General features: G+C 43.8%; 24 protein-coding genes and 1 pseudogene. 9 read left to right on the top strand and 16 right to left on the bottom strand.

Translation table 11 applies throughout. From position 1 onward, the window contains the following. Positions 1-39 precede the first annotated feature (39 nt). The 3 genes from KSMBR1_RS09005 to KSMBR1_RS08995 form a co-directional block, all read right to left on the bottom strand. Complete coding sequence (locus tag KSMBR1_RS09005) at positions 40-1,101, bottom strand: HD domain-containing phosphohydrolase (RefSeq protein WP_169703187.1); 1,062 nt, start codon at positions 1,099-1,101, stop codon at positions 40-42. A 356-nt stretch (positions 1,102-1,457) separates the two neighbouring features. Then, on the bottom strand, positions 1,458-1,892 hold the full coding sequence (locus KSMBR1_RS09000) for a response regulator (RefSeq protein WP_099325021.1): 435 nt from the start codon (positions 1,890-1,892) through the stop codon (positions 1,458-1,460). A 76-nt stretch (positions 1,893-1,968) separates the two neighbouring features. Then, complete coding sequence (locus tag KSMBR1_RS08995; RefSeq protein ID WP_099325020.1) at positions 1,969-4,416, bottom strand: ATP-binding protein; 2,448 nt, start codon at positions 4,414-4,416, stop codon at positions 1,969-1,971. 734 nt (positions 4,417-5,150) lie between these two features. On the opposite strand from KSMBR1_RS08995, the gene KSMBR1_RS08990 reads away from it, so the two are divergent. Genes KSMBR1_RS08990 through KSMBR1_RS08980 form a run of 3 tightly spaced genes read left to right on the top strand, consistent with a single transcriptional unit; the run spans position 5,151 to position 8,436 of the window. Beyond that, positions 5,151-5,426 (top strand): OadG family protein, encoded by a 276-nt coding sequence (locus KSMBR1_RS08990; RefSeq protein ID WP_099325019.1) that lies wholly within the window; start codon positions 5,151-5,153, stop codon positions 5,424-5,426. Between the two features lie 39 nt (positions 5,427-5,465). Then, on the top strand, positions 5,466-6,593 hold the full coding sequence (locus tag KSMBR1_RS08985; RefSeq protein ID WP_099325018.1) for a sodium ion-translocating decarboxylase subunit beta: 1,128 nt from the start codon (positions 5,466-5,468) through the stop codon (positions 6,591-6,593). A gap of 25 nt (positions 6,594-6,618) precedes the next feature. After that, entirely contained in the window at positions 6,619-8,436 is a 1,818-nt protein-coding gene (locus KSMBR1_RS08980) for a biotin/lipoyl-containing protein (protein ID WP_099325017.1), read from the top strand. Between the two features lie 8 nt (positions 8,437-8,444). Here the strand turns inward: KSMBR1_RS08980 and KSMBR1_RS08975 are convergent, their stop codons facing one another. Further along, entirely contained in the window at positions 8,445-9,188 is a 744-nt protein-coding gene (locus KSMBR1_RS08975; protein WP_099325016.1) for a biotin--[acetyl-CoA-carboxylase] ligase, read from the bottom strand. Positions 9,189-9,679: 491 nt separating this feature from the next. On the opposite strand from KSMBR1_RS08975, the gene KSMBR1_RS08970 reads away from it, so the two are divergent. From KSMBR1_RS08970 to KSMBR1_RS08945, 6 genes are all read left to right on the top strand, one after another. Continuing rightward, the gene (locus tag KSMBR1_RS08970; RefSeq protein ID WP_099325015.1) at positions 9,680-10,012 is read left to right on the top strand and encodes a winged helix-turn-helix domain-containing protein; all 333 of its coding nucleotides are present in this window, start codon (positions 9,680-9,682) and stop codon (positions 10,010-10,012) included. 2 nt (positions 10,013-10,014) lie between these two features. Further along, on the top strand, positions 10,015-10,431 hold the full coding sequence (locus tag KSMBR1_RS08965; RefSeq protein WP_099325014.1) for a TOBE domain-containing protein: 417 nt from the start codon (positions 10,015-10,017) through the stop codon (positions 10,429-10,431). Between the two features lie 20 nt (positions 10,432-10,451). Further along, on the top strand, positions 10,452-11,321 hold the full coding sequence (locus KSMBR1_RS08960) for an ATP-binding cassette domain-containing protein (protein ID WP_099325013.1): 870 nt from the start codon (positions 10,452-10,454) through the stop codon (positions 11,319-11,321). A gap of 104 nt (positions 11,322-11,425) precedes the next feature. Continuing rightward, positions 11,426-12,886, top strand: a complete 1,461-nt coding sequence (locus tag KSMBR1_RS08955) for a porin (protein ID WP_230405721.1) — start codon at positions 11,426-11,428, stop codon at positions 12,884-12,886. 77 nt (positions 12,887-12,963) lie between these two features. Further along, entirely contained in the window at positions 12,964-13,827 is an 864-nt protein-coding gene (gene modA / locus KSMBR1_RS08950) for a molybdate ABC transporter substrate-binding protein (protein ID WP_099325012.1), read from the top strand. Continuing rightward, entirely contained in the window at positions 13,824-14,606 is a 783-nt protein-coding gene (locus tag KSMBR1_RS08945) for a molybdate ABC transporter permease subunit (RefSeq protein WP_099325011.1), read from the top strand. Before modA ends, KSMBR1_RS08945 begins: the two co-directional genes overlap by 4 nt. 134 nt (positions 14,607-14,740) lie before the next feature. Here KSMBR1_RS08945 and KSMBR1_RS22715 read toward each other — a convergent pair. The 12 genes and pseudogenes from KSMBR1_RS22715 to KSMBR1_RS08895 all read right to left on the bottom strand — a co-directional run. After that, positions 14,741-14,890 (bottom strand): annotated as a pseudogene (locus KSMBR1_RS22715) (rubredoxin); the annotation flags it as partial. Between the two features lie 167 nt (positions 14,891-15,057). Then, positions 15,058-15,429: a pyridoxamine 5'-phosphate oxidase family protein gene (locus tag KSMBR1_RS08935; RefSeq protein WP_099325010.1), complete on the bottom strand. Its 372-nt coding sequence runs from the start codon at positions 15,427-15,429 to the stop codon at positions 15,058-15,060. Positions 15,430-15,551: 122 nt separating this feature from the next. Beyond that, positions 15,552-15,908, bottom strand: a complete 357-nt coding sequence (locus KSMBR1_RS08930) for a VOC family protein (RefSeq protein ID WP_197705386.1) — start codon at positions 15,906-15,908, stop codon at positions 15,552-15,554. A gap of 32 nt (positions 15,909-15,940) precedes the next feature. After that, positions 15,941-16,537: an arylamine N-acetyltransferase gene (locus KSMBR1_RS21955; protein WP_099325009.1), complete on the bottom strand. Its 597-nt coding sequence runs from the start codon at positions 16,535-16,537 to the stop codon at positions 15,941-15,943. Further along, on the bottom strand, positions 16,537-17,760 hold the full coding sequence (locus tag KSMBR1_RS08920) for an MFS transporter (protein WP_099325008.1): 1,224 nt from the start codon (positions 17,758-17,760) through the stop codon (positions 16,537-16,539). Before KSMBR1_RS08920 ends, KSMBR1_RS21955 begins: the two co-directional genes overlap by 1 nt. 218 nt (positions 17,761-17,978) lie before the next feature. Beyond that, positions 17,979-18,368 (bottom strand): DoxX family protein, encoded by a 390-nt coding sequence (locus KSMBR1_RS08915; protein ID WP_197705385.1) that lies wholly within the window; start codon positions 18,366-18,368, stop codon positions 17,979-17,981. A gap of 207 nt (positions 18,369-18,575) precedes the next feature. Then, complete coding sequence (locus tag KSMBR1_RS21550) at positions 18,576-18,728, bottom strand: hypothetical protein (RefSeq protein ID WP_164994409.1); 153 nt, start codon at positions 18,726-18,728, stop codon at positions 18,576-18,578. A 382-nt stretch (positions 18,729-19,110) separates the two neighbouring features. Next, a complete protein-coding gene (locus KSMBR1_RS08910; RefSeq protein WP_197705384.1) occupies positions 19,111-19,497 on the bottom strand; it encodes a VOC family protein in 387 nt (128 codons plus the stop codon). A 131-nt stretch (positions 19,498-19,628) separates the two neighbouring features. Next, positions 19,629-20,999 carry an IS66-like element ISCku7 family transposase gene (locus KSMBR1_RS08905; protein WP_099324132.1) on the bottom strand — a complete coding sequence of 457 codons (1,371 nt, stop codon included), beginning with the start codon at positions 20,997-20,999 and terminating at the stop codon, positions 19,629-19,631. After that, positions 20,986-21,867, bottom strand: a complete 882-nt coding sequence (locus KSMBR1_RS08900) for a Druantia anti-phage system protein DruA (RefSeq protein ID WP_099325006.1) — start codon at positions 21,865-21,867, stop codon at positions 20,986-20,988. The genes KSMBR1_RS08905 and KSMBR1_RS08900 overlap by 14 nt, the downstream gene beginning before the upstream one ends. 318 nt (positions 21,868-22,185) lie before the next feature. Further along, entirely contained in the window at positions 22,186-22,308 is a 123-nt protein-coding gene (locus tag KSMBR1_RS22710) for a hypothetical protein (protein ID WP_261341090.1), read from the bottom strand. 33 nt (positions 22,309-22,341) lie between these two features. Next, on the bottom strand, positions 22,342-23,550 hold the full coding sequence (locus KSMBR1_RS08895; RefSeq protein ID WP_099325005.1) for an NAD(P)/FAD-dependent oxidoreductase: 1,209 nt from the start codon (positions 23,548-23,550) through the stop codon (positions 22,342-22,344). Positions 23,551-23,641: the final 91 nt, after the last annotated feature.

Raw genomic sequence — 23,641 nt, 5'->3', positions numbered from 1 at the left:
AATAGATCGGTCTTTTATAAGGGTTTTTAAAAAAATGATTCACCTGAACGGGCTGTCCGTCACATTGTGTTCGTTTGATGTGAGAATTTCAACTACCTTTGAATCAAACTGTATATCGGCACATTTTACCAATTCTTTCTTGGCGCTTAATGGGTCTCTGGCTTTACGATAAGGACGTTCTGACAGTAATGCATCATGTGCATCCGCAACAGCGACTATCCTGGCTTCCAGAGGGATTACGGCACCTTTCAGTCCATCAGGGTAGCCATTGCCGTCTAAATGCTCATGGTGATATCTGATAATATTAATGACAGTACTGTTTTTGATAATGGGTGTTAAGATACGCTCTCCGATGGATGGGTGGGTTTTAATATGCTCGTATTCTTCTTTCGTCAAACCGGTGTTTTTGCCTAAGATAGATTCTTTGATGCCTATTTTCCCGATATCATGCAATAAACTCCCCAGTTTTACGTCCTCTATAAATGCTTCCGGCAGTGACATCTTCCGGCAAATGTATGTGGCATATTCAGAGACGCGCCTTGAATGTCCTTCTGTATATTTATCCTTTACTTCCAGCGCAACTACAAGGGACTTAATGGACTCCAGAAAGAAATCCTGTATATATTTTGTTTGTTCCGACACCTTTTGTTCGAGTTTTGAGTTCCATTCTTTAAGCGCTTCATTTTGAGACTGTATGAGTTTGTTCAACCGGCACAGTTCTCTTTGCATGTTGAAATATTCCAGGCCCTGATTTACTGTGACCAAAAGTTCGATATTGTTCCATGGTTTTGTAATAAACCGGTAAACCTCGCCTTCGTTTATTGCCTTTATTGCCAGATCAATATCGGCGTATCCTGTCAGCATGAGCCGGATAGTTCCCGGCGAAATCTTTTTGACCTCATCAAGAAATTTTATGCCATCCATGCCGGGCATCCTGTAATCGGATATCACCAGGTGAATATCTTTATCCTTTATTATCTCCAAACCCTTCTTGCCGTCATATGCAAAAAAAACCGTGCAGCCCAGATCATCCAGCAACCTGCCTAAAGAATTAAGTATATTTTCTTCGTCGTCTACAATAAGTATTGTGTTTTGTTTCATCTTAGGGCACCCCTCATTGGCCATTCCTCCTTACACGGGAATGGCGTTTTCATTCAGACTTGTAAATAAAGAGCAGGACTCTTTCATTTTTTATTCGTAACTATTCAGCGTAATTTATTAAACTACCGGAGATCAGAGCGCAACTCGTTACCAAACCACAGTTTGGGAACACAATTGCACTGGAAACTTTGTTTCCAGTGCGTGTCAGACTTGACAAATTACAAACTGTCTTAACCCTGTGATTTTATTCCCTATCTATCAGCAAACAGGCGAGAAACCGGAGTTTCTCGAACAAATGCATTCCCAAACTGGAGTTTGGGAACGAGCCGTGTATCGTTTACGCTGAATAGTTACTTTTATTCCGTACCAAATGCCAGGTTATTGTCCGTACCAAATTCCAGGTTATTGCATGTGTCAAAATTACAAAAAGCCTGTTTTACGGCACCTAATATTTCGTTATTGCTCCATGGTTTTGTGAAGAACCGGTATACACCACCCTCGTTTTTTGCTTTCATAACAACATCCAGGTCAGCATATCCGGTTAACATAAACTTAACCGCATCCGGCGAAAGCATCGTAGCCCTTTTCAGAACCTGTAAGCCGTCCATGCCTGGCATCCTGTAATTGGTGATTATCAGATGTATATTTTCACACTTAAGAATTTCCAGTCCCTTTATTCCGCTATCTGCGAAAAATACCCTGTAACCTTCCTTCTCTTCTTCCAGGATTCTTTTTAATGTCGCAAGGATGTTTTTTTCATCATCAACAATAAGTATTGTCTTTTGCTTCATTTGCGTCCCTCAGAAAAAAATTTTACAATCCGCAGTCTGCAATTTGCCGACTGTAGATTGCAGACTGCCGACTGTATTATATGGTAACAGGCAGCTTTATCGTAAATGTTGTTCCTGTATTTACTTTGCTGTCAACCTCTATTGTGCCATTGTGGCTCGCTATTATGTTGTAAGCAATGGAAAGCCCCAGTCCCGTTCCCATGCCTGGTTCTTTGGTGGTAAAAAAGGGTTCAAATATTTTTGGAAGATCTTGCTCCGGTATGCCAGGGCCGTTATCGCTAATCACAATAAAGATAAAATAGTCTTTTCTATACGTTGCTATTCTTATCTCCCCCATTTCCTTCAAAGCCTGTGCCGCATTCAGGATGATATTCATAAAGACCTGCCCTAATTGGCGCCGGTTGCAAGGTATCGGGGGGATATTTCCGTAAGACTTAATCAATGTGGCTTTGTACTTAATCTCGTTCCGGATGATATTCAGGGCGCTTTCTATCTCCGCATTAATATCAGCCGGTTCCGGTTTATCTTCTGACCTGTGAGAGAAAATACGGAGTGAGTTAACAATGCTCTGAATCCTCCTTGTACCCTCCATGGATTCGTTTATGCTTTTCTCCATGTGAGAGGCAATGTTTTTCCTATTATCCCATGGGCGGCTTTGTGGCTTTGATTCTATCTTCAACTCCTCCAGCATCGCCTTGATGACGGCAAATTTATTATGCATCCATTCCAGATTGCTGGAGATATAGCCGACCGGATTGTTTATTTCATGGGCAATGCCTGCCGCCAATTGACCAAGGGAAGCCATTTTTTCGGATTGCAGCAACTGCATCTGTGTCCGTTCCAGTTCTGCCAGCAGGGATTGAAGGCGGGTGTTTGATGCTTCAAGTTTTTGTTTTTCTTCCAGTATTCTTTGCTCCAGCAATTTTCTCTTTGTTATGTTCCTGAAATGGGGTTGTATTCCAAACTGTGTCCGGTTTAAATCCAGTTCGCAAACCAGCACATTCCCGTCCTTTTTCATAACGCCCACCTCAAACATAGGATATTTTTCTCCTGGTTTTAACCGCCATGCGTTATCAAGTGACTCTTCAACTATGGGAACATCTTCCTTTCTGATGATACTGACGATTTTCTTAGAGAGCAAATCTTTTTGCGTGTAGCCAAATAACTCAGAGACCCTGCTATTCATATTGTTGACCATATTGCCCTCTTTCAATGTGACCATGGGATCGTTAGCCGCATCAAAAAGATCTCGCAATTCATCCCGCGCCTTTATCAAATCTGTCGTCATACGATTAAATCCCTTCGCGAGTTCTCCGAGCTCATCCTTTGACGTAACGCGTATGTGATGCCCTATATCGCCTTTTGATACCTTGCCCATTGCTGTCATCAATGATTTTAAGGGATTGACAATCCTGCCGGATATGAAAAATGCTACGACGGAAATAACAAACACGCTGGTCACTATAATAACGATAGAGTAGTTTCTTGCCCTGTATACAGGCTTAAACGCCTCTGCGATATCCGCTTCCACAAGCAATATCCAGCCCATGGGTTTTATATATTTTGAAACGCCGATGACAGGCGTTCCCATGTAATCATTATAGATGCCTGCCATCTCCCTGCCTTCGCTTATTAAAACATTGACGGGCAAGGTGTCCACCGCCTGTCTCAACAGGACATTATCTATGAACCGGGAGGAGGTTAGCATTAGCCTTTGTTTATTGACAAGATATGCCTCGCTTGTTTCGCCTCGGCGTGTCAGTGTGGTTAATTCAAAAGGAGGTCTTATCGTATGATTTCTTTTATATGAAGTATCAGCATCTTGCGCGTTAAAACAAGGTTCTTCCGTCACTATGTTTGTTTTTCCCTCACTATACATCGTCGGCGTATGCGCAGGAAGTAATAAGGCAGATGCCTCTTGTTTTGCGCCCACAGTGATACTTTCCAGTTCAGCGGCAAGTATGCGTATCCCGATCATGCCTAAAAATTCGTTTGTATCCTTATTTATAACGGAAGAGCAAAAGGTTAAACAGTATTCCCCTGTAATGTCGCACGGATAAACATCCTTTACGAACGTCCCGCCTTTTGTTTTTAAGGCAGAAAGGTCTTGCGACATATCCATACCAACACGCTGCGCATTGCTGGACGCCACTGCTATGCCCTTTGTATTTGTCGTAAAGGTCTCACGAAATCTTGGTTCGAGGCTGGTCTTGTATTGCAGATATTTGTTCAGCGCCTGGATAGCCACAGTATTTTCCGTATCATCGTTAATGCTTTCGAGATGTTCTCTGATAAAACCATCGGAGGCATAGTGTTTTGCCGAATTCTCGCCGTAAACTAAAAAGGCATTGATGTGTTCCGACAGAGATGCGCCCACCAGCGACATTTCATTAAATAACTCTGTCTCCAGTAGTTTTTTGTTATGCAGATAGTGAATGCAACACAACAGTGTTGCGGGAATAAGGGATATGCTTACAAAATACAGAAGCAGCTTTTTCCCTAAAACACCAAGTACATTTTTCATAAAAACCCTTGTCCAGTGTGTGTAAAAAACTTACATAAAAAGGCTTTTACCCATGAATACCTGCTAAGGAAACATTTTTAAACGTGTAACACTATCGTCCTCGTTCCCAAGCTCTGGCTTCGAATGGAAAAAAGAATGAAACCGGGTTATCCAGGATATTCAAAGGCCTATTTTGACCCGAATAATTCTTGCGAAAGGGAAGCAAGAGCTTCCAATGCAATTACGTTAACTACGACCCGTTAAAGAAAAGAGTACAATAATTATGGATATCCCGTAAACGCAATATTTTATCATGAAAGGTAACAGTATATAAATGAATTTGTTATGCAGGCGATAAGCAAAAAAATTATACCTTGCTGAATAACACATTTCTACCATTTTTCCGATTCGCCAAACGTAAAAACAACATAATGCTTTACCATAAACTAAAACCGAAACATCCCACTTTAAACAGAAAATAGATAAATCATCTGTTAAACCCCAAAAAGGTATCGCCAAAGATACCCGTATCGAAAGCGTAACCAATTAATATCATAAGCGATATGATTTTTGTGAGTAGAACCAGGAATAAAAGCAACCATAGTGTTAAAAGGAACTTTGTAACAGAAGATTTGACGGATACTGACAGGGAAACCTTAAAAAATAATTGCATCTTACTAAAAAAAAATATAGGATATTAAAATTTTAAAGTCAACCCATAACATATCTTAAAAATAAGAACGGGGAAAACAACTATGAATTCAGGGGTTCAAAATATAGTCAACGGACAAGGAATTATGATCACAATCAGCGGTATGCTGATTGTGTTTGCCGCACTCGCGATAACCAGTTTTTTTATTTATCTCCTTCCCATTTTTTTAAGAATATTTGCCAGCATACTTCCTGCGGAAGAAACTTCGCATCATATACCGGCATTTTACTCAGCGCCTGAAGACGAGGCGCTTGCGGCAATCGGCTTTGCCCTGCATAGTGAAGCGGGCGGCAGTATGGTTGGCAAAGAATCATTTTAGTAAAATGTGTTATCTCCGGTCTTTTTTTGGGAGGGCTTAATGGAGATTCTCTTCGAATTTCTTAAGACAACAGGATTTGCAATGATGACGTGGGGCAATGCCCTCATGATCATTGTCGGGATTTTTTTTGTAAGTCTGGCAATTATTAAAGATTATGAGCCATTACTGCTTTTGCCGATAGGATTTGGGGCGATAGTGGGAAATATTCCCTCCATAGACAGCATGGCGCTCAACGTATATCAGGAAGGGAGTGTTCTGAGTTTTCTTTACCTTGGGGTAAGCAAAGGAATATATCCGCCGCTTATTTTCCTTGGGATCGGTGCTATGACTGATTTTTCCGCCATGTTGTCGAATCCAAAGCTTGTGTTGCTTGGGGCGGCGGCACAGATAGGCATTTTTCTTACCCTCATAGGCGCGCTCTATTTAGGGTTTAGCCCCTCAGAGTCGGGCGCTATTGGCATTATTGGCGGAGCGGATGGCCCTACGGCAATATTTTTATCGTCAAAGCTGGCGCCGCATTTGTTGGGATCCATTGCGATTGCCGCCTATTCCTATATGGCACTGGTTCCGGTTATTCAGCCTCCGATAATGAGATTGCTCACCACGAAAAAAGAGAGGCTCATTCGTATGAAAGAACCGCGGCATGTATCACAGAGGGAAAAAATTATTTTCCCCGTTGCCGTGTTTCTGATTTCCGCTTTGATTGCGCCAGGTTCAATAGTGCTTATTGGCATGCTTTGCCTTGGCAACCTTTTGAAGGAAAGTTGTGTAACAGAGCGATTGGCGAACACTGCACGCAACGCCATGATCGATACTGTGACGATTATTCTCGGATTTTCAGTGGGCGCAAGCGCGCAGGCACAAACCTTTTTAACATCGCAATCCCTTCTCGTTTTTGCATTGGGCGCCATTTCTTTTGGTATAGCAACGGCAGGCGGCGTGGTTTTTGCAAAATGCATGAATCTTTTTCTAAAGGATAAGATAAACCCTCTCATTGGGGCAGCGGGCGTATCCGCTGTGCCTGACTCAGCACGCGTGGTGCAGATGGTAGGGCAGAAGGAGGACCCGCATAATTTCCTCCTTATGCACGCAATGGCGCCAAATGTTGCAGGTGTGCTTGGGTCGGCGATTGCCGCCGGTATCTTGTGGTCGATATTTGTGAAATAATATTTTTCTGTTGCAAAGATACAAAATGACGAAAAAAGTTCAATTTATGTGTACGGCATTCAGGGACGGGTTTCAATCCGTGTATGGCGCCCGTGTTCTTACCAGGGATTTTCTTCCGGCTTTGGAGGCGGCAAGAGACGCCGGTATTTCCTATTTTGAAGCAGGAGGAGGCGCACGTTTTCAATCTCTGTATTTCTATTGCAATGAAGATGCGTTTGCCATGATGGATACGTTCCGCGAAACCGCCGGCCATGGCGCAGATCTCCAGACTCTGTCCCGGGGCGTCAATGTCGTGGGGCTGGAGTCTCAATCTGGTGAAATTATACGGATGCACGCCCAACTTTTCAAAAAGCACGGTATTACAACAATCAGGAATTTCGATGCGCTCAATGATGTGAGAAATCTTATTTTCAGCGGTAAATGCATTGCTGAGGCGGGGCTGAAACACCAGATATGCATAACAATGATGGAATTGCCGCCCGGATGCACCGGTGCGCACGACCCGGATTTTTATATTAGAATACTGCGTCAGATATTGGACGAGGGAATACCATTTCACTCCTTGTGTTTTAAGGATGCTTCCGGCACAGCCGTGCCGTCAAAGGTGTATGAGACCATAAAACGGGCGCGAAAAATACTTCCGGAAGATATGTTTATTCATTTTCATACGCACGAAACCGCGGGTATTGGCGTGAGCGCCAACAAGGCGGCCCTGGATGGTGGCGCTGATGCTATCGACCTTTCCCTGTCGCCCTGTTCCGGTGGTACATGCCAGACTGATATTTTGGTCATGTGGCATGCCCTGCGTGGGACCGGATATGATCTTGATGTCAATATTGACAAAGTTCGCGAGGCGGAAGAGGTTTTTAAGGAATGTATGAAAGATTATTTTCTTCCCCCTGAGGCAACATCTGTAGAGCCGCTTATTTTATGGAGTCCCATGCCCGGCGGCGCTCTTACGGCAAATACACAAATGCTTCGCGATAACGGCATTATGGATAAATATCCGGAGGTGATCAAATCCATGAGCGAAGTGGTCAAATTGGGCGGATATGGAACCTCAGTGACACCCGTTTCCCAGTTTTACTTCCAACAGGCATTTAACAATGTTCTTTTCGGTCCCTGGCAGAAAATCGCTCCGGGCTACGGCAAAATGGTACTGGGTTATTTCGGGAAAACCCCCGTGCCGCCAGATCCGGAAATTGTGAAAATAGCGGCAGAACAACTTAAACTGGAACCAACCGTGCGTTCTCCGCTTGAAATAAACGATGAGGATCCAAAAAAGAGTGTTAGACATGTCCGGGAAATACTTAAACAGGAGGGCATTGCAGAGACGGATGAGAATATTTTCATCGTTGCCACATGCACGGATAAGGGGTTGAAATTCCTTAAGGGAAAAGCAGAGATGGGGATTCGCCTGGTGGATAAAAAGGGAGGACAAATCGTTGCCAATGACGAACAGAACCGGCAAGTCAGATCGCAGGAATACCTGCTGACGGTGAACGGAAAAGAGTATTCGGTTACGATTGAAGGAAACAAGGCAAAGGTAAATGGTAAAATCTATCAGGTAGAAATTCACAAAACACCGGAGGCAGTAACGGCTGTAGGCGTAAAGAAAATTAAGGAAGAAGGCCTTGCGGTAAAAGCGCAAATGCCCGGGAAGGTGATTCGGCTCACCTCAAGGATCGGAGATTATCTTCATTCCGGGCAGTCAATTTTAGTTGTTGAGGCAATGAAAATGGAAATACACGTTTCAAGCCCTGCAGAGGGAACAGTAATAGATATAAAGGTAAAAGAATGCGACCAGATTGTCACCGGACAGGTGCTTGCGTTTATAAACTAAAAGGCGGGTTATTCTACTTCTCCCGCCCAAACATCACACAATAAACCATCATCACCGCGAAGGATGATTTGCCCTTTCTCCCCGAATCCCGTCAAGATACCCGACCTTTGTTCCATTCCCTCTCCCAGGGTTATACGCTCTCCTACGAAACAGCAGCGCGCGAGCCATTCGTTACGTATGGCTGGAAATCCGCCGGCTTCCCAACGGTCGATCCACTGAGGCAGCATTTCAAGAATAATATTGAGAACATCCCTGATGAGATGTTTTTTGCCGGTCTCTATGCGAAGAGAAGTTGCGGGTTTTTTCATAGAAGAAACCTGCGGCTCCTGCATATTCACATTGACTCCCACGCCAACAACGATGGCAGCATGCCCGTTCGGGCGTTTCACGCCACTCTCCTCGGAAAGAATTCCACCGATTTTACGACCCCTCACAAGAAGGTCGTTTGGCCACTTCGTTTGTGTCGTGAAACCAAAGGTATCCAGGGCGGAAGCGATTCCCAGTGAAATTGCCATGGAGAGTGAAGCAAGCCCCGAAAGGTCATGCCGGGTAGACAAAAGAAAGGAAAAGGTGAGATCTTCTCCAGGTTGTGAAAGCCAATGATGATTGCTTCGACCATGACCGGCTGTTTGCTCAAGGGCAGCCAATACAAATCCTGTGGGAATATCTTTTTCATTTTTAAGCCAGCGCAGAAGGACGGTGTTGGTAGATGATAATTTGTCGTGCCATTCAGGTTCCAGAAATTTTATCATGGTTTAGCAAGGGAAAAAATTGTCAACAATGGCAATTACAGGTGAAAATCCGTGCATAATCAAATTATTATAGTATTTGCCAGAGTATCTGCAATATCTATTTTAAAAACCGTGCAACGCATGTTGTGCAGTAAGAAAAATATTCAATTCTCAATGCCCACTAAAAACAAATTATCATTGATATCGCTATGTCTATTATGGCATAATGCGTAATCAGATTTTATATACAGGAATTTACATCTTGCGGGATTAACTCAAGTAGTGCGACTAGTATAACGTTTCATTAAAATATCTACATTGATACCGTCATTGCAAACGACAGCGAAGCAATCTTAAGTTTTTTGGGAACAAGAGATTGCTTTGTCGCTCCACTCCTCGCAAGGACATTTTTTTACGTACACATTTTAACGAAATGATGTACTCGCCGGGTTCAGATTTGCAACCTAATCGCGCAAAGGATATGTACGTGAAAGCCGCCGAAGGGGTAATGTATGAAGGCAAAAATAAAAATATGGCTGGAATGCGGGGATGGCGTTGCATTTGCCGAAGGCAGGAGATTGCTGCTTGAGGCGGTAGACAGGCTTGGTTCTCTTAACGCCGCGGCAAAGGAGATGGGGATGTCATATCGTGCGGCATGGGGGAAAATAAGGGCTACTGAAAAGGTGTTGGGGATTAAATTGTTAAAAGTTACTACGGGGGGAAAGGGCGGCGGTGGCGCGGTACTGACAGAGGACGCGAAAAGGCTGATGATAAATTTTAATACCTATAAAAACAGGCTTAACACTTTAGCGGAAAAGGAATTTAAGCGCATTTTCGGAAAATAACTATGGCCTGCAAACTTAATGGCAAAATAATGAAAATCAATAAGGGCAGGATTCATACCCATATTCAAATCATGTGGAAAGACATCCCTCTGAGCGCCGTTATCACTACAGCCTCTTGCGACGATATGAATATTTTCGAGGGGGATGCTATCAGTGTGCTTATGAAAAGCACAGACCTGATACTGGCAAAGGCATTTCGAGGCATGTTGAGCGCCAGAAATTTTATAACAGGAGTTGTTGTAACCATTCTCCGGGGCGATGTGCTGTCAAAGGTTATTTTTGAATCCCAGGGAGACACGCTCTGCGCAATTGTCACCAATGCTTCATTAGAAGAAATGAATATGCAAACAGGAGAAGAAATAACAGCAATTATCAAATCAACCGAATTGATTTTATTTAAAAACAAAAAGGGCATCTAAATGAACGGAGAAGCACGCAATTGTTAGTTGTCAACCTTCAGAAAAAATGGCATTCCTTTCAACTCGATGCTGCATTTAAAATATCCACGGGGGAGGTCACCGTTTTATTTGGTCCGTCAGGCGCAGGAAAGTCGAGCATATTGCGTTTTGTCTCCGGACTGTCAACGGCGGATAATGGCAGCATTCAAAACGGAAACGACGTCTGGTTTGACAAGCAAAACAATATAAACCTTCCCCCACAATACCGGTCGGTTGGCTTTGTCTTTCAGGATTATGCATTGTTTCCGCACCTGACGGTTGAAAAGAATGTATTATATGGGGCAAAAAAAAGGCATGAGGGGGATAAAGTAAAAGACCTGCTTGCACTTGTCGGGCTTTCCGGTTACGAGCATTATTATCCGTCTCAATTGTCAGGCGGACAAAAACAAAGAGTAGCGCTTATAAGGGCGCTGGCAAGAGAACCCGATATTTTGTTAATGGACGAACCGCTTTCCGCCGTGGATTGGCAGACGCGCAGGCAATTGCAGGATGATCTGAAGCGTATCCTGCGCCAGCTTAAGGTAACAACCCTGTATGTAACACATGATATTCCGGAAACCTATAAAATGGCAGACAACGTTGTTGTGATACATTCCGGCAGTGTAATAAAGCAGGGGACTCCGGAAGAAGTTTTTTTGGGGAAAAGGCTCAGTACGCGGATACAGCTGGCAGGTAAAGTCGTCGGTACCGAACACGATACTATCATGACAATAGTTACTGTTTTGCACGCGGAGCAATATTTTAAAACACTCATCGATACCGAAGAGGTGCAAAGATTAAACTTAAAAATTGGAGATGACGTTATTATTGGGGCAAAGTCTTCAGATGTTGTCTTGTTCAAGCCGCTATAAAAAAGTGTAAATTTTCATTATCGTTATGTCAAATATGATATATCGTATTTCGGAAGCGCCGATGTGATTTATTTTTGCAGTTTTTTTTAGAAAGGAGGGTTTTTGTGTTTGGCAGAAAATTTAAACGTGTACTTTGGCGTTTATTAATAGTATGTAGTGTTTTAGTAGTCAATACGATGCGGCCTTGCATGGCATATGGTGACGAACTGGAGGAATTAAAAGGGCAATTGAAACAAATGGAGGAGGCGTTTTCAATACAGCAAAAAATGTTGAAACAGATGGAAATCATAGCATTGAGCCAGCAGGAGCAAATCAAAGAATTGAAAAGTCGTGTAGAGTCTATAAGTGAAAAACCCGTGGTAATTGCAACAGAAGAAATAAAAGATGAAGTAAAGCATGAGGTTGAGAACTATCTGTCCTCGGATGAGGTGCGCGAGAAATTGGGGATTGGCCTGCCAGACATTCCATTATTGGAGAGGAGCAGGACAGAAGCAGATATATGTGATATATTCTACACGCCTGATGATAGTAGCTATGCACTAAGTATTCGGTCGCACAGCGGCGATTATTCGCTAAACATAGGCGGCAGATTGCAGATGAGGTATCAGTATAATGACAAGGACGGAGATTTCGGGGGTGTAGATACTCAAAATATTGATGTCCGCCGGGCAAGAATCTATATGGGGGGAAACATCTATAGCAAAACGATTAATTATTACTGGGCTATAGATGCGGATAGCTTCGATGTTCAATTAAGGGATTTCTACTTGTACTGGACGCCTTATAAAGAATTGAACGCAAAAATTGGATATTTTAAAGTACCGTTTAACAGAGAAATGGTTGTCTCCTCGCAAAGACTGTTGTTTCAGGATAGAGCCATTGCCAGTGATGCCTTTGGCCAGTACCGTGACTATGGCCTGGATATTTACGGAAGACCGTTTGACGGACACATTGAATACCATGCCGCAGTATTTCAGGGGGCCGGTGATAATCCCTCAAAAAGGATTACAGGAAAAGACGAAAATCTCGATAACGAAATCATGTCCGTGTTGAGCCTGAGATATAATCCGTTTGGAAAATTTAATTACTACGACGGAACGGACATTGGATATTCCAAAACCCTTAAAGCTACTTTTGGATCATCCGTAGCCTTTAATGGAAAGAAGAGGGATGTAAAACGCGATGATACGGATATAATAGTAGGTGTGATTGATTTCGGCTTAAGGTATAAGGGCATTGCATGGGATAGCGAATACTATATGATGACAGAAAATCCTGAGTCTGATGGCGGCGGGGATTCCGTGGGGTCAGACGGATTTTTTACACAGGCCGGTTATTTTGTTATACCAAAAAAACTTGAGATAGCGGCACGCTATTCCATGGTTGACCCGGATGATGATGTATCAAACGATATTCAAAGGGAGTATACAGCGGGAATAAATTATTATTTCCGTGGTCATCGGTCAAAAATACAGGCCGATTTTGGCACTTTTATCACTGAGCAAGGCGACGAACAGGATAAAAGAGAAAACAAGTACAGATTACAGTACGAAATTGCATTTTAGTATAAGGGCGATTACGTTTTAGTGTAATAGAACAAAATTTATTAACCTCATTTAATAATATAACAAGGAGTTAACTTATGGTATCCAGACTATTTCTTGCCGGTGCCGTTTTTTCTGTGGCAATATTTTTCGTAGCAACAGAAGTTCTGTCTGAAAACGGTGAACGGCTTCTGCTTTTCGTAGGCGCTGCAAGCAAGCCGCCGACCGAGGAGGCGGTGAAGCTGTTTGAAAAAAAGACGGGTGTTAGGGTAGAGGTAGTATTTGGTGGTTCGGGATATATTCTCTCGCAGATGATATTGGCAAAGAAAGGAGATATTTATTTCCCGGGTTCATCAGACTATATGGAAAAGGCAAAAAGGGAAGGCTATGTATATCCTGAAACTGAAAGGATTGTTGTGTATCTTGTCCCTGCAATAAATGTGCAAAAAGGCAACCCGAAGCATATTAAAGGCCTGGAAGATTTGGCGCATCCCGGTATTAAAGTAGCCATAGCAAATCCGGAGGGTGTGTGTGTCGGAGCGTATGCAGTGGAAATAATTGAAAAGAATTTCACAAAAAAGCAGAAAAAAGATTTTAAAAAAAACATTGTAAATTATACGGAGAGTTGCGCAAAAACACTGACGGTTGTCTCTTTAAAACAGGTGGATGCGGTAATAGGGTGGAGTGTTTTTCAGCACTGGAACCCGGAGACAGTTGAAACAATTCCCCTAAAGAGCGATGAAGTTGTGCGTGTGGGTTATATACCTATCGCGGTCTCCACCTTTACTAAAAACAAAGTGCTTGCTGAGCAGTTTGTTGATTTCATCCTTTCTGAAGAAGTACGATCAATATTCAAAGAGTATCAATATTTTTCATCGGAACAGGAAGCCTTTGCATGGATAGGTCAAAAGCCTGTTGGCGGCGAATATGCCGTTCCGGCAGAATGGACGACCGGGAAATGAGATTTAAAAGACTTTGTATAATGTTTGCTTTCTGCTCGTTTTTCCTCTATGCCGGGCTTATTGTATCACTTGCCTACTTTTTCAGGGGATCCCTTTTTGCAGAGACGCTTTTTAATGAGAGAACTTTTTATTCCATTCGCCTCAGCGTGTCAGCGGCTACCATCGCGACATTAATTTCTTTGTTCATTGCCATCCCCTCCGCCTATGCATTGTCGCGGTGTCATTTTCCCGGAAAAGGCATTATAGATACGATGCTCGAACTTCCAATGATTGTTTCTCCTGCTGCGCTGGGCGCCATGCTTCTCATTTTTTTCAGCAACCCTGCCGGAAGCTGGCTGCAGCAACACGGAGTGCAGTTCGTGTTTGCCTTCCCGGGGATTATCCTTGCCCAATTTATCACTACTGCCGGAATTGCAACGCGGCTAATAAAGGCTGCGATGGACGAAATACCCGGCAAGTACGAGGATGTTGCCAGTTCGCTTGGCGCATCGCCGCTAAAATCATTTTTAACGGTCACGCTTCCCCTGAGCAAACGTGGCATTATTGCCGGCGCTATTTTAACATGGGCAAAGGCGCTTGGAGAATTTGGTGCAACTATCACCATTGCAGGCTCAATGGCAATGAAAACAGAAACGATTCCTATAGCAATATTTATGAGTCTTTCCAATGCAGATATCGAAAGAACCGTAATTCTCATTTTTATCCTTATTGGAACAGGTATCGGGGTGTTGTACGGCACAAGGCTGTTGTTAAGAAAGATGCCCTATGATTGGAAATAGTATATTTTCTGTAACTATTCAGCGTAAACGATACACGGCTAGTTCCCAAACCTTGTACTGAACATAGTGAAGTATCTGTTTGGGAACGAGCGTTTTTTTTCATAGAACTAAAGTGTTACCTTTTTTCGATGATTTTAAATTTTTTCAAATTGTTCTTTTGGCGCCCCACATTCCGGACAGACCCAATCATCAGGTAGATTATGAAAACGGGTGGCAGGAGTAATTTCATAGTCAGGATCGCCAGATTTTGGGTCATAGACATATCCACAAGCAAAGCATCTGTACTACTCCATAGTTATTCCTCCAATCCAATCCAGGCGGCCATGCCCCTCATATTGGCCTATTCCAGATGCATTTTATCGCTGAGTAGTTGTCATGCCTTACGAAGAATCGTTCGCATCTTTTGCAATAAAGATAGCGCCTTTTTAATCTCACACGCCAAACTCTGTTTTTACAATGTCTGCGTGGCAGAGAGGATTGTTATCTCCATAGCTGCCCTTACCCAGGAGAATCGCTTTTTTACGATGTCAAATTGTCCGCCAGATTTTATGAAGGTCGCCGTGCCTTTGATCAGGAACCCAGCACCTGGACCGCGGAATCCCTGTACCTCTCGGCTTCCAAGGGTTAAAAGAATATTGTTATTTTTCTCCACATTGGCCTCTGTCCGTATCATGCCGCCAACCGGGATCAACAGATGTTCATCTCGGGTGACATCTATGTAGCTATTCCAGGTATTTACCACATGCGGACCATCGCCGCCCATGGTCACTATTGCGACTACACCCTCACATTTAAGAATCTGCATCATTTTGTCTGGGATCATCTGTAAAACCTCCTCATTTTTAAGTATCTTATCACAATCGCATTTCCTTGTGCCTGACGCTCCGGCTCATCAACGGCATCCTGTCCGCTGGAACCGGCCGGTCGTTAATGTGCGTCGTTTTGCTACTTCCACAGCCGGAGTTCTATAATAAGTCCATCCTGGTCTCTTATTTCTCCACGGAACGAATTGCCCAGGTCTATTGGCTCCTGGGCGATGGCTATCCCTTTGCCCTTCAGATAATCCATCGCCGTTGCCATATCGTCCACCTCAATGGCAATGCCCCTATATCCTATCTCCCAGGGATTTCCGGATTTTGGCCTGAGATCATCTACGGGGAGAATCTCAATGACCGTATCGCCAAGTTCAATATAAACAATCTCTTTCATGGGCGGTATTTTCATTTCCTTACGACTCCTGATGCTAAAGCCAAGAACGTCTACATAGAAGTCAATGGTCTTTTCCGCATTCCTTTGGTACAATTTCTACATGATCGACTCTCTTGAACATCGTACTATCTCCTTCTGTCTTGGGGGGTGTCAAGAAGCAGAAAAAGCACGTTTTGTTCGAAGCAGTATCCACCGCGGCGGTCGTGAATCAATTTTTTTTGGAGCGAAGCGGGTTCCAGCAGGATGGGCCAGCTCAGCAGCACGTCGAGGTTCTCGAACGGGATTGCGGCGACGTGATGGGCAACGATGGCATGAAGCAAGGCGAGCGTCGGTTTTCGCGGCCCGGCGTAACGGATGCGAGCGAAATAAGCGTCGAGATCGATTTCGGTTGGGGGCATAGACATCGCAACCGTACAGCCCGCCTCTTTCCAGACGTGTACTCCACCTTCTAGGACATTCACATTCGTGAAGCCTTCGTTCTGATACTTACTCGCCTGGCCATTTGCTGTTTCGTCATGTGGGCAGGCACAGTAAAAGATGATCGGCTGGCCCTTCCGCAACGACTCCTTTCGCGACAAAAAGTCGTGCAGCGAGATCGCACCCTCCAGGTGGTGCTGCTGGAATTCTTCGTCTCCTTCGTAAGCGCAAACGAGCAGTGTTTCCGGATCCGCCAATAACTCAAACGCCCTGCGTGCATCAATCTTCGCTAAAATAGTCATCATTATTCCTCCTGTGAAATATCACCGCTTATCTCAATATTAGGCAAAAAGCCGGTCAACAGACCGATCAGCGGTAAATAGGAACAAACGTGAAAGACGTAAGAAATACTGGTTAGATCGGCCAACTTCCCCAAAATGGCTGAACCGATGCCCGCCATGCCGAAGGCCAGACCGAAAAACAGTCCCGCAACCATTCCGATCTTTCCCGGCAGCAAATTCTGCGCATAAACCAGGATGGCAGAAAACGCCGACGCCAAAATGACGCCTATCGGCACAGTAAGAATTGAAGTCCACATCAGATTCGCGTAAGGCAGAGCAATCGTGAACGGAGACACGCCAAGAATAGAAATCCAGATCACGTATTTACGCCCGAACCGATCACCCAACGGCCCGCCGATAAATGTTCCCGCCGCGACTGCAAACAGAAACAAGAACAGATGAACCTGTGCGCTGGCCACTGAGACGTGAAATGTGTGGATCAGATAAAACGTGTAATAACTCGTGAGGCTGGTCAAATAAAAATATTTTGAAAAAATCAGAGCAATTAGGATAAACAGAGACATCGCGATTTTTGTTGAACTCAACGAAGCATTTCGAAGCGGGTGTTTTGTTGCGCCGACGATCCTGTGATGATGAGTTTGATACCATTGTCCGACTTTGTATAGGACTGCGATTCCCACAATTGCCGCAAGTGAAAACCAAAGTATATTGCGCTGTCCATGTCCCGCAATAATCAACGCGGCGCATAACGGGCCGATCGCACTTCCCGCATTTCCTCCGACTTGAAAAAGCGATTGGGCAAATCCGTGCCGGCCACCCGATGCCATGTAAGCGATGCGCGAAGATTCGGGATGGAAGATCGACGAACCCAAACCAACCAGTCCGACTGAAAAAAGCAACCAGGGAAAACCAGAGGCGAACGCAAGGCAGATCAACCCAAACAACGTGAACGACATTCCTATGGCCAGTGAGAAGGGTTTCGGATTTCGATCTGTGTAAAACCCGACCACTGGCTGCAATAACGAAGCGGTCATTTGAAAAGTGAGTGTAATCAATCCGACTTGCGCGAAAGTCAAATGAAACGATTCCTTGACGATGGGGTAAATGGCCGGAATCAACGATTGAATCGTATCGTTCAACAAATGCGAAAAACCGATGGCAATCAGAATTGGGAACACCGTTCGAGCGGAGTGCTCTATGGTTGCGGAAGGCGTTTCGAGCTGCATCTAATTTATTGCTCCTTATGTTTACAATGTCTGCGTAACGGAGAGTATCGTTATCTCCATTGCCGCTTTTGCCCAAGAAAGACGCTTCTTTACGATGGCAAATCGCTCGCCGGTTTTCACGAAGGTCCCGTGCCTTTGACCAGGAACCCGGTACCGAAGACAGCAATGTGTAAACGGGCTTATATTCTTAAAGTGCTTTACTGTCTAAGTAAAAGCAACTATGATAAAGCCGGTTTTCGTCCGTCTAAACTCATGCCACCTGGCCCGTTTATCGCAATGGCAATGAGTGCGCCCAAAATGGCCATGTTTTTCATAAACATGATTAACTGCGTCTGATCACTGAAATTGTTATGAAAAATCAACGTTACAGGAATTAAAAATACAATCAATCCAAGTGCGCCTAATCTTGCTTTGTATCCGATCAGCACTGAAATCCCTCCTGCCAGTTCAAAAATAATTGCCATTACCAGAAAAAATCTCACTGCGGGCATTCCAGTTGATTTCATGTAACCCATAGTTGATGTCGGATCAAAGATTTTTCCCAATCCAGCAAATATGAAAATCGCCGATATTAATAAACGTGATAATAAAGAGCCATACTTTTGCATTTTTATCCCTCCTGATGCGTTAATGTTATTTGTTTAAGCCTGTGATATTATAGAATTTGACCAGCTAGATTTTTACCTTAGTTTCTTGCTCTTGAGTGAAAGTTCCAGTTGGGGGACGGCAGTTGTGAAAAGAAATTGAGTAGGCTGGTATCAAGAAAATAATCGCTGGATTGGTAATAGTTTTTAGTATAAAGTCCTCCATAGCTCTTACCCTCCAACAGGGAGCAAAAGATACCCGTCTAGGGTGACGTCTATGTAGCTATTCCAGGTATTTACCACATGCGGACCGTCGCCGCCCATGGTCACTATTGCGACTATACCCTCACATTTAAGAAGCTGCATCATCTTGTCTGAGATCATCTGTAAAACCTCCTCATGTTTTTAGTCTCTTATCACAATCGCATTTCCTTGGTAACTATTCAGCGTAAACGATACACGGCTCGTTCCCAAACCTTGTACAGAACATAGTGAAGTATCTGTTTGGGAATGCGCATTTGTTCGAGAAACTCCGGTTTCTCGCCTGTTTGCTGATAGATAGGGGATAAAATCACAGGGTTAAGACAGTTTGTAATTTATCAAATCAGACCCTCACTGGAAACAAAATTTCCAGTGCAATTGCGTTCTGATCTCCGGTAGTTTAATAAATTACGCTGAATAGTTACTTTACTTGTGCCTAACGCTCCGGCTCATCAACGACATCCTGTCCGCTGAAACCGTCCGGTCGTTAATGGGCGTCGTTCTGCTACTTCCACTGCCGGAGTTCTATAATAAGCCCATCCGGGTCTCTTATCTCTCCACGGAACGAATTGCCCAGGTCTACTGGCTCTTGGGCTATGGCTATCCCTTTGCCCTTCAGATAATCCACCGTCATTGCCATATCGTCCACCTCGAGGGCAATGCCTCTGTATCCTACCTCCCAGGGGTTATTGGATTTCGGCTTGGGATCGTCCACGGAGATGATTTCAAGCACCGTATCGCCAAGTTCAATATAAACAATCTCTTTCATGGGCGGCATTTTCATTTCCTTACGACTCCTGATTCTAAAGCCAAGAATGTCTACATAGAAGTCTATGGTCTTTTCCGCATTCCCTGGTACAATTTCCACATGGTCGACTCTCTTGAACATCATTCTAACTCCTTTTTTGCGACAGGAGACCCCGTCACACAAGTTTATGTCAGGATCTCAACTGTTCGTGACCATCGCCTGACTTTCAATGGCCTTTCACTTAATTATTTGTAACACTTTAGTTCTTTGAAAAATTAACAAGCGATATTATAAGTTAAGCCGGAAGTGGTTTTTGTTAAAAGAGCTTTTTTGGCGTATGCCAGAAGGTTTTCCACGGGGTTGTCTCCTTGCAATTCTGCAGAGCGAAGCAACGTCATAAGGATAGCCTGGGTATTGGCGCCCTGAACAGAACGATTCTGTTGTGATACCTTTCGGGTCAATACTGGCTTTCGCATCTGTTGCTCGGCATGATTATTATAGGGACTCACACCTTCATGTTCCAGGAACGTAAAGAGTTCCTGTTTATGGCGCTTCAGGCGTTTGGTCAATCTTTGTACGTCTTTATCCTGACAAGGCGTTGCCAAAAACTGTTCAAGCCTGCGATACAATCTTTTTTTTAGCCGAAGAAAGCATACCAGGCTTATCTGGTTCTTTTTCTCTGATAACCGGATGGCATCCTTGAGCAACCGGGAGAGTTTTTTCCGGAAAGCTTTCCATGCGGCAGAATGGTTGTGGGCATCTACTTTCACGAGTTCCGTGAACAGATGATAGAAACACCGCTGCTTTGCCAGTGCGCTTATCTTGTTGTAAGCGCCCAGAAAGTCACAGATCAGGATACCACCAAATAGAATGCCCAAGAGTTTTTTTATGACAGGAGACCCCCGACTTGGTGTTATGAGATAGTAGCAGAGTTTTTGTGTTGTAAAACACCATAGCCAATGGGTTTTTCCATTCAACCTCCATCCGGTTTCATCTGCATGTAAGACAGCGCTTGCGGAGACTTTTTGGCCAATCTCGTTATACTGTGGCTCCAGGAGTGTTGCAAGGGATTTCCATGCCTGGGTTAGACCGCCGGCGCTTATTTGAAGGTTGAAAAATACGGAAAGCATCTTTACGATGTTGTTTACACTGATACCGATTAAGTAGTGAAGCCATGCGGTAAAGACAACAAGGCGCAATCCTAGTCGGGCGCCATGCAACGCATCTGTGACCTTGGGTTGAACTATCTTTTTGCAACAAGCACACCAGTAACCATGAACTGTATGTTCCGTCACAACAGGGTCAAGGCGTGGAATATCTTCGATGTATCGCTTATAAGTTCTTACCGGTTTTTGTAATGGCTGGTGGCAATCAGGGCAACTCTCCATGGAATGCGTTTGATAGGCAGTTACTGTTTCAGGTCGTTTCCGGCAAACTCCCTTATGTCCCTTTTTCCTGCCACAAGGCCGTTTTCTCTTTTTCTTTGTGGGCTTTAGATAGGGCGGTATCGAACCGGAAGGGGTAGTCGGACCCGGTTTATCGCAAAGCCGGTCATATTTTTCTGCTTTCTCCGCCAGTATCAGGATGGCTTGAATCGCATCCTCTCTGTCCATCTCCAAAATAGCTATGGCTTCATCCCTGGTCACAGTCAAGAAACCTCCGAAAGTTTTTTTGAAGAGGGTAGAGGTAGAGATCCTTAGGTTGGCCATGATACAGATAGCGATTGCCCCGTTTTGCGCTCCCTTTGGTTTTGCCAGCACGAATCCAATTGGCCGCCTGATAGCAGGTACCCTTAAACCGCGCGGTATCAACAAAGGTTTCGGCTAAATAAACGGGATGGCCGTAAACGGTATTCCAGTCATCTGACAGACGTCTGAGGGCAAGTGACAATACCTTGGATGCAAGGTGTTTGATCTTAACCCATGGTAGAATGAGAAATCGTACGTTATTTGCAATCAAATGTAAGTGTGTACGTTTAGTCGTCTCATCCCATTCAATGAAACGATCACGGTCTTTGACTTTCCATGCGGCGCTTGCCCACCCCAGGCAGGCAACAACCTGATTGCCTATACGTACGATGTGTCTGAGGTGTTCGCCAACAAGCCGGGGATTGCCGAGGTAGTGATAGTGTTGGAAGAGATACTCCCAGAGATATCTTTCCTGAGGGTCTTTTACCACATGGATTGTCAGGTTTTCATACTCTGTGATTTTACCTTCTAGTGGTCTCCTGACGAAAAGGGGTGTCTGGACAAAGACCTTGGGTTTCAGATTGTTTTTGGCCCGTATACGTGGAGGAAGCGTTATCAATCCCTGTTCTTCTAATCTCAAAAGGAGGTCTCGTGCTGCGTATTCTTTATGTTTGCCATTGGGCTGCACCCAGTTCCAATGCTTGCATAGTTCGCAGGAAATATAAGTCCGACCTCTGAGAAAATGCTGCTCGATGAGCGCCTTTATAAAGGCGATATCGTCCGCATGCAGTTTTCGTGAACGGTATTGGAATATGATAGGCTTCATAAACTGTTTCCCTTTATTGAAGCCTTTTATACCACAAAGGAAAAACAGACGCCAGCTTTTTTTACCTTTTTTCGCTATTAATTTTTCAAAGAACTAAAGTGTTACAATTATTTTGATTGCCGTAGAACCTAAGGCAATTCATAATGGGAAGAATAATTATACTCAAGGAGTTCACAAAATGTGATTACAAAAATGCTATAACTATTTATGTTTACAGATTATGTTTACAGAGGTTAAATCTAATTTTAGAAATCCCTATTTGTGAACTCTTACAGTATATATCTGCCGGTAGCAGTTGTTTGCCTATGATAACTTTTGTCACGGCACCACCGCCATTTCCCTCAAAAGATTTTCCATCATCCGAACGTGTTTCTGGACGAGCAATGCCATATCTTTATCCAAGGGAGGAAGGATTTGATAGAGAAGTTCAACAACTGTCACCTTAATACTTTCATTATTATGAAAGCAAATTTGTTAATATGTTATCCAGTTTCTACTCTCTTTTCTTAAGAGAAAGATGTGTTTTTCCTGAATTGCTGTTTTAAGAAGACTTCCCAAAAAACCAACAAAGGTAATTTTCTTCAGTAAGGGGAGTGCGAACCATCCAACGGCAAGATGTCTTCCCAGGCTGACGACTTCACCCAGAACTTTTGGGTGATATGGTTTTCTCATGCCCCTAAAAATATCCGCGTAGACATTGTATGCTACCAATCGTCCTTGCTGTAATGCAAACTGGGCAGCAGCGGGAACAGGTTGTTTTGAGTAGGGATTTATTGCAAGGGCATTATCACCAATGGCATAAATGAAAGGATAACCTTCTACCTGAAGAAACTCATCAACAACAATACGTCCTGATTGTCCGATTTTCATTCCACTTTCTCCAATGAGTTCATGAATACGAGTGCCTCCCGTCCAAATCACCGTTTTCGTTTTCACCACTTCACCCGATGAAAGAGTTGTAGTGTCTGATGTCCGACTAATGATTTTTGTTCTTGTTATGATTTTTACACCTTTCTCAAGGAGTTTTTTATGAATACGTGTCGCAAAGGATGCCTCCATTCTTGGCACTATGTGGTCACCAGATTCTACGATGATAATTTCAACCTCATTAGAATTCACGTGACAGTTATGGGTGCAATGAACAGTATAGTCGGCAAGTTCAGCGGCAAATTCTATCCCCGATAAACCACCACCGCCAATGACAAACCGAAGCATATCTCTTCGTAGTTCCTCGTTCGGTTCTGATGCCGCACGTGCACATAGTTTATCAATATGTGCATAGATTTGTTGGGCGTCTCTCAATGTCTGAAGCGAGAAAGAATTTTCCTGTAATCCAGGGATGTTATGGAAATTTACCTGACTTCCAAGTGCAATTACCAAGTAATGAAAGGGTAAAGCCCCGCCTTCCATGTAAACGATATGTTCTTTCGCATCAATCCTGGTTACTTCTCCAAGATGAAAGATAATGTTTCTCCCTTGTATAATGCGATTAATAGGAATAGATACCTCCCTTTTTCGCACGGCGGCCTCGTGTAATTGTGTCTTGAGCGTATGATAGGGATTTCTATCTATAAGGTGTATTTGATATTCGGGGTGCTTACGGAACAACCTTGCTAATCGCAATACAGACGTAATTCCTCCGTAGCCTGCTCCCACGACAACGATATTTTTTTTGGATTCCATGACTGATACCTTCGAATAAATCTAAAATTATTCCGGTGGATTCGGCCTATCGGCCTTAATCCACCCTTGCCCATTATACAGTATCACTGGG

It is taken from the genome of Candidatus Kuenenia stuttgartiensis (assembly GCF_900232105.1).
In the GTDB taxonomy this organism is placed as follows: Bacteria; Planctomycetota; Brocadiia; order Brocadiales; family Brocadiaceae; genus Kuenenia; species Kuenenia stuttgartiensis_A.
Note: the sequence above shows the minus strand (reverse complement) of the source record. Positions and strands in the feature narration are given on the sequence as shown.

Excerpts from the sequence above, each read along its gene's own strand:
- KSMBR1_RS08990 (WP_099325019.1), top strand. The coding sequence starts at position 5,151 with ATGAATTCAGGGGTTCAAAATATAGTCAACGGACAAGGAATTATGATC.
- KSMBR1_RS08900 (WP_099325006.1), bottom strand. The coding sequence starts at position 21,867 with ATGAAGCCTATCATATTCCAATACCGTTCACGAAAACTGCATGCGGAC.
- KSMBR1_RS21550 (WP_164994409.1), bottom strand. The coding sequence starts at position 18,728 with ATGATCTCAGACAAGATGATGCAGCTTCTTAAATGTGAGGGTATAGTC.
- KSMBR1_RS08920 (WP_099325008.1), bottom strand. The coding sequence starts at position 17,760 with ATGCAGCTCGAAACGCCTTCCGCAACCATAGAGCACTCCGCTCGAACG.
- KSMBR1_RS08970 (WP_099325015.1), top strand. The coding sequence starts at position 9,680 with ATGAAGGCAAAAATAAAAATATGGCTGGAATGCGGGGATGGCGTTGCA.
- modA (WP_099325012.1), top strand. The coding sequence starts at position 12,964 with ATGGTATCCAGACTATTTCTTGCCGGTGCCGTTTTTTCTGTGGCAATA.
- KSMBR1_RS08980 (WP_099325017.1), top strand. The coding sequence starts at position 6,619 with ATGACGAAAAAAGTTCAATTTATGTGTACGGCATTCAGGGACGGGTTT.
- KSMBR1_RS09000 (WP_099325021.1), bottom strand. The coding sequence starts at position 1,892 with ATGAAGCAAAAGACAATACTTATTGTTGATGATGAAAAAAACATCCTT.
- KSMBR1_RS21955 (WP_099325009.1), bottom strand. The coding sequence starts at position 16,537 with ATGATGACTATTTTAGCGAAGATTGATGCACGCAGGGCGTTTGAGTTA.
- KSMBR1_RS08915 (WP_197705385.1), bottom strand. The coding sequence starts at position 18,368 with ATGCAAAAGTATGGCTCTTTATTATCACGTTTATTAATATCGGCGATT.
- KSMBR1_RS08935 (WP_099325010.1), bottom strand. The coding sequence starts at position 15,429 with ATGATCCCAGACAAAATGATGCAGATTCTTAAATGTGAGGGTGTAGTC.
- KSMBR1_RS08945 (WP_099325011.1), top strand. The coding sequence starts at position 13,824 with ATGAGATTTAAAAGACTTTGTATAATGTTTGCTTTCTGCTCGTTTTTC.
- KSMBR1_RS08910 (WP_197705384.1), bottom strand. The coding sequence starts at position 19,497 with ATGATGTTCAAGAGAGTCGACCATGTGGAAATTGTACCAGGGAATGCG.
- KSMBR1_RS08895 (WP_099325005.1), bottom strand. The coding sequence starts at position 23,550 with ATGGAATCCAAAAAAAATATCGTTGTCGTGGGAGCAGGCTACGGAGGA.
- KSMBR1_RS08995 (WP_099325020.1), bottom strand. The coding sequence starts at position 4,416 with ATGAAAAATGTACTTGGTGTTTTAGGGAAAAAGCTGCTTCTGTATTTT.
- KSMBR1_RS09005 (WP_169703187.1), bottom strand. The coding sequence starts at position 1,101 with ATGAAACAAAACACAATACTTATTGTAGACGACGAAGAAAATATACTT.
- KSMBR1_RS08985 (WP_099325018.1), top strand. The coding sequence starts at position 5,466 with ATGGAGATTCTCTTCGAATTTCTTAAGACAACAGGATTTGCAATGATG.
- KSMBR1_RS08975 (WP_099325016.1), bottom strand. The coding sequence starts at position 9,188 with ATGATAAAATTTCTGGAACCTGAATGGCACGACAAATTATCATCTACC.
- KSMBR1_RS08965 (WP_099325014.1), top strand. The coding sequence starts at position 10,015 with ATGGCCTGCAAACTTAATGGCAAAATAATGAAAATCAATAAGGGCAGG.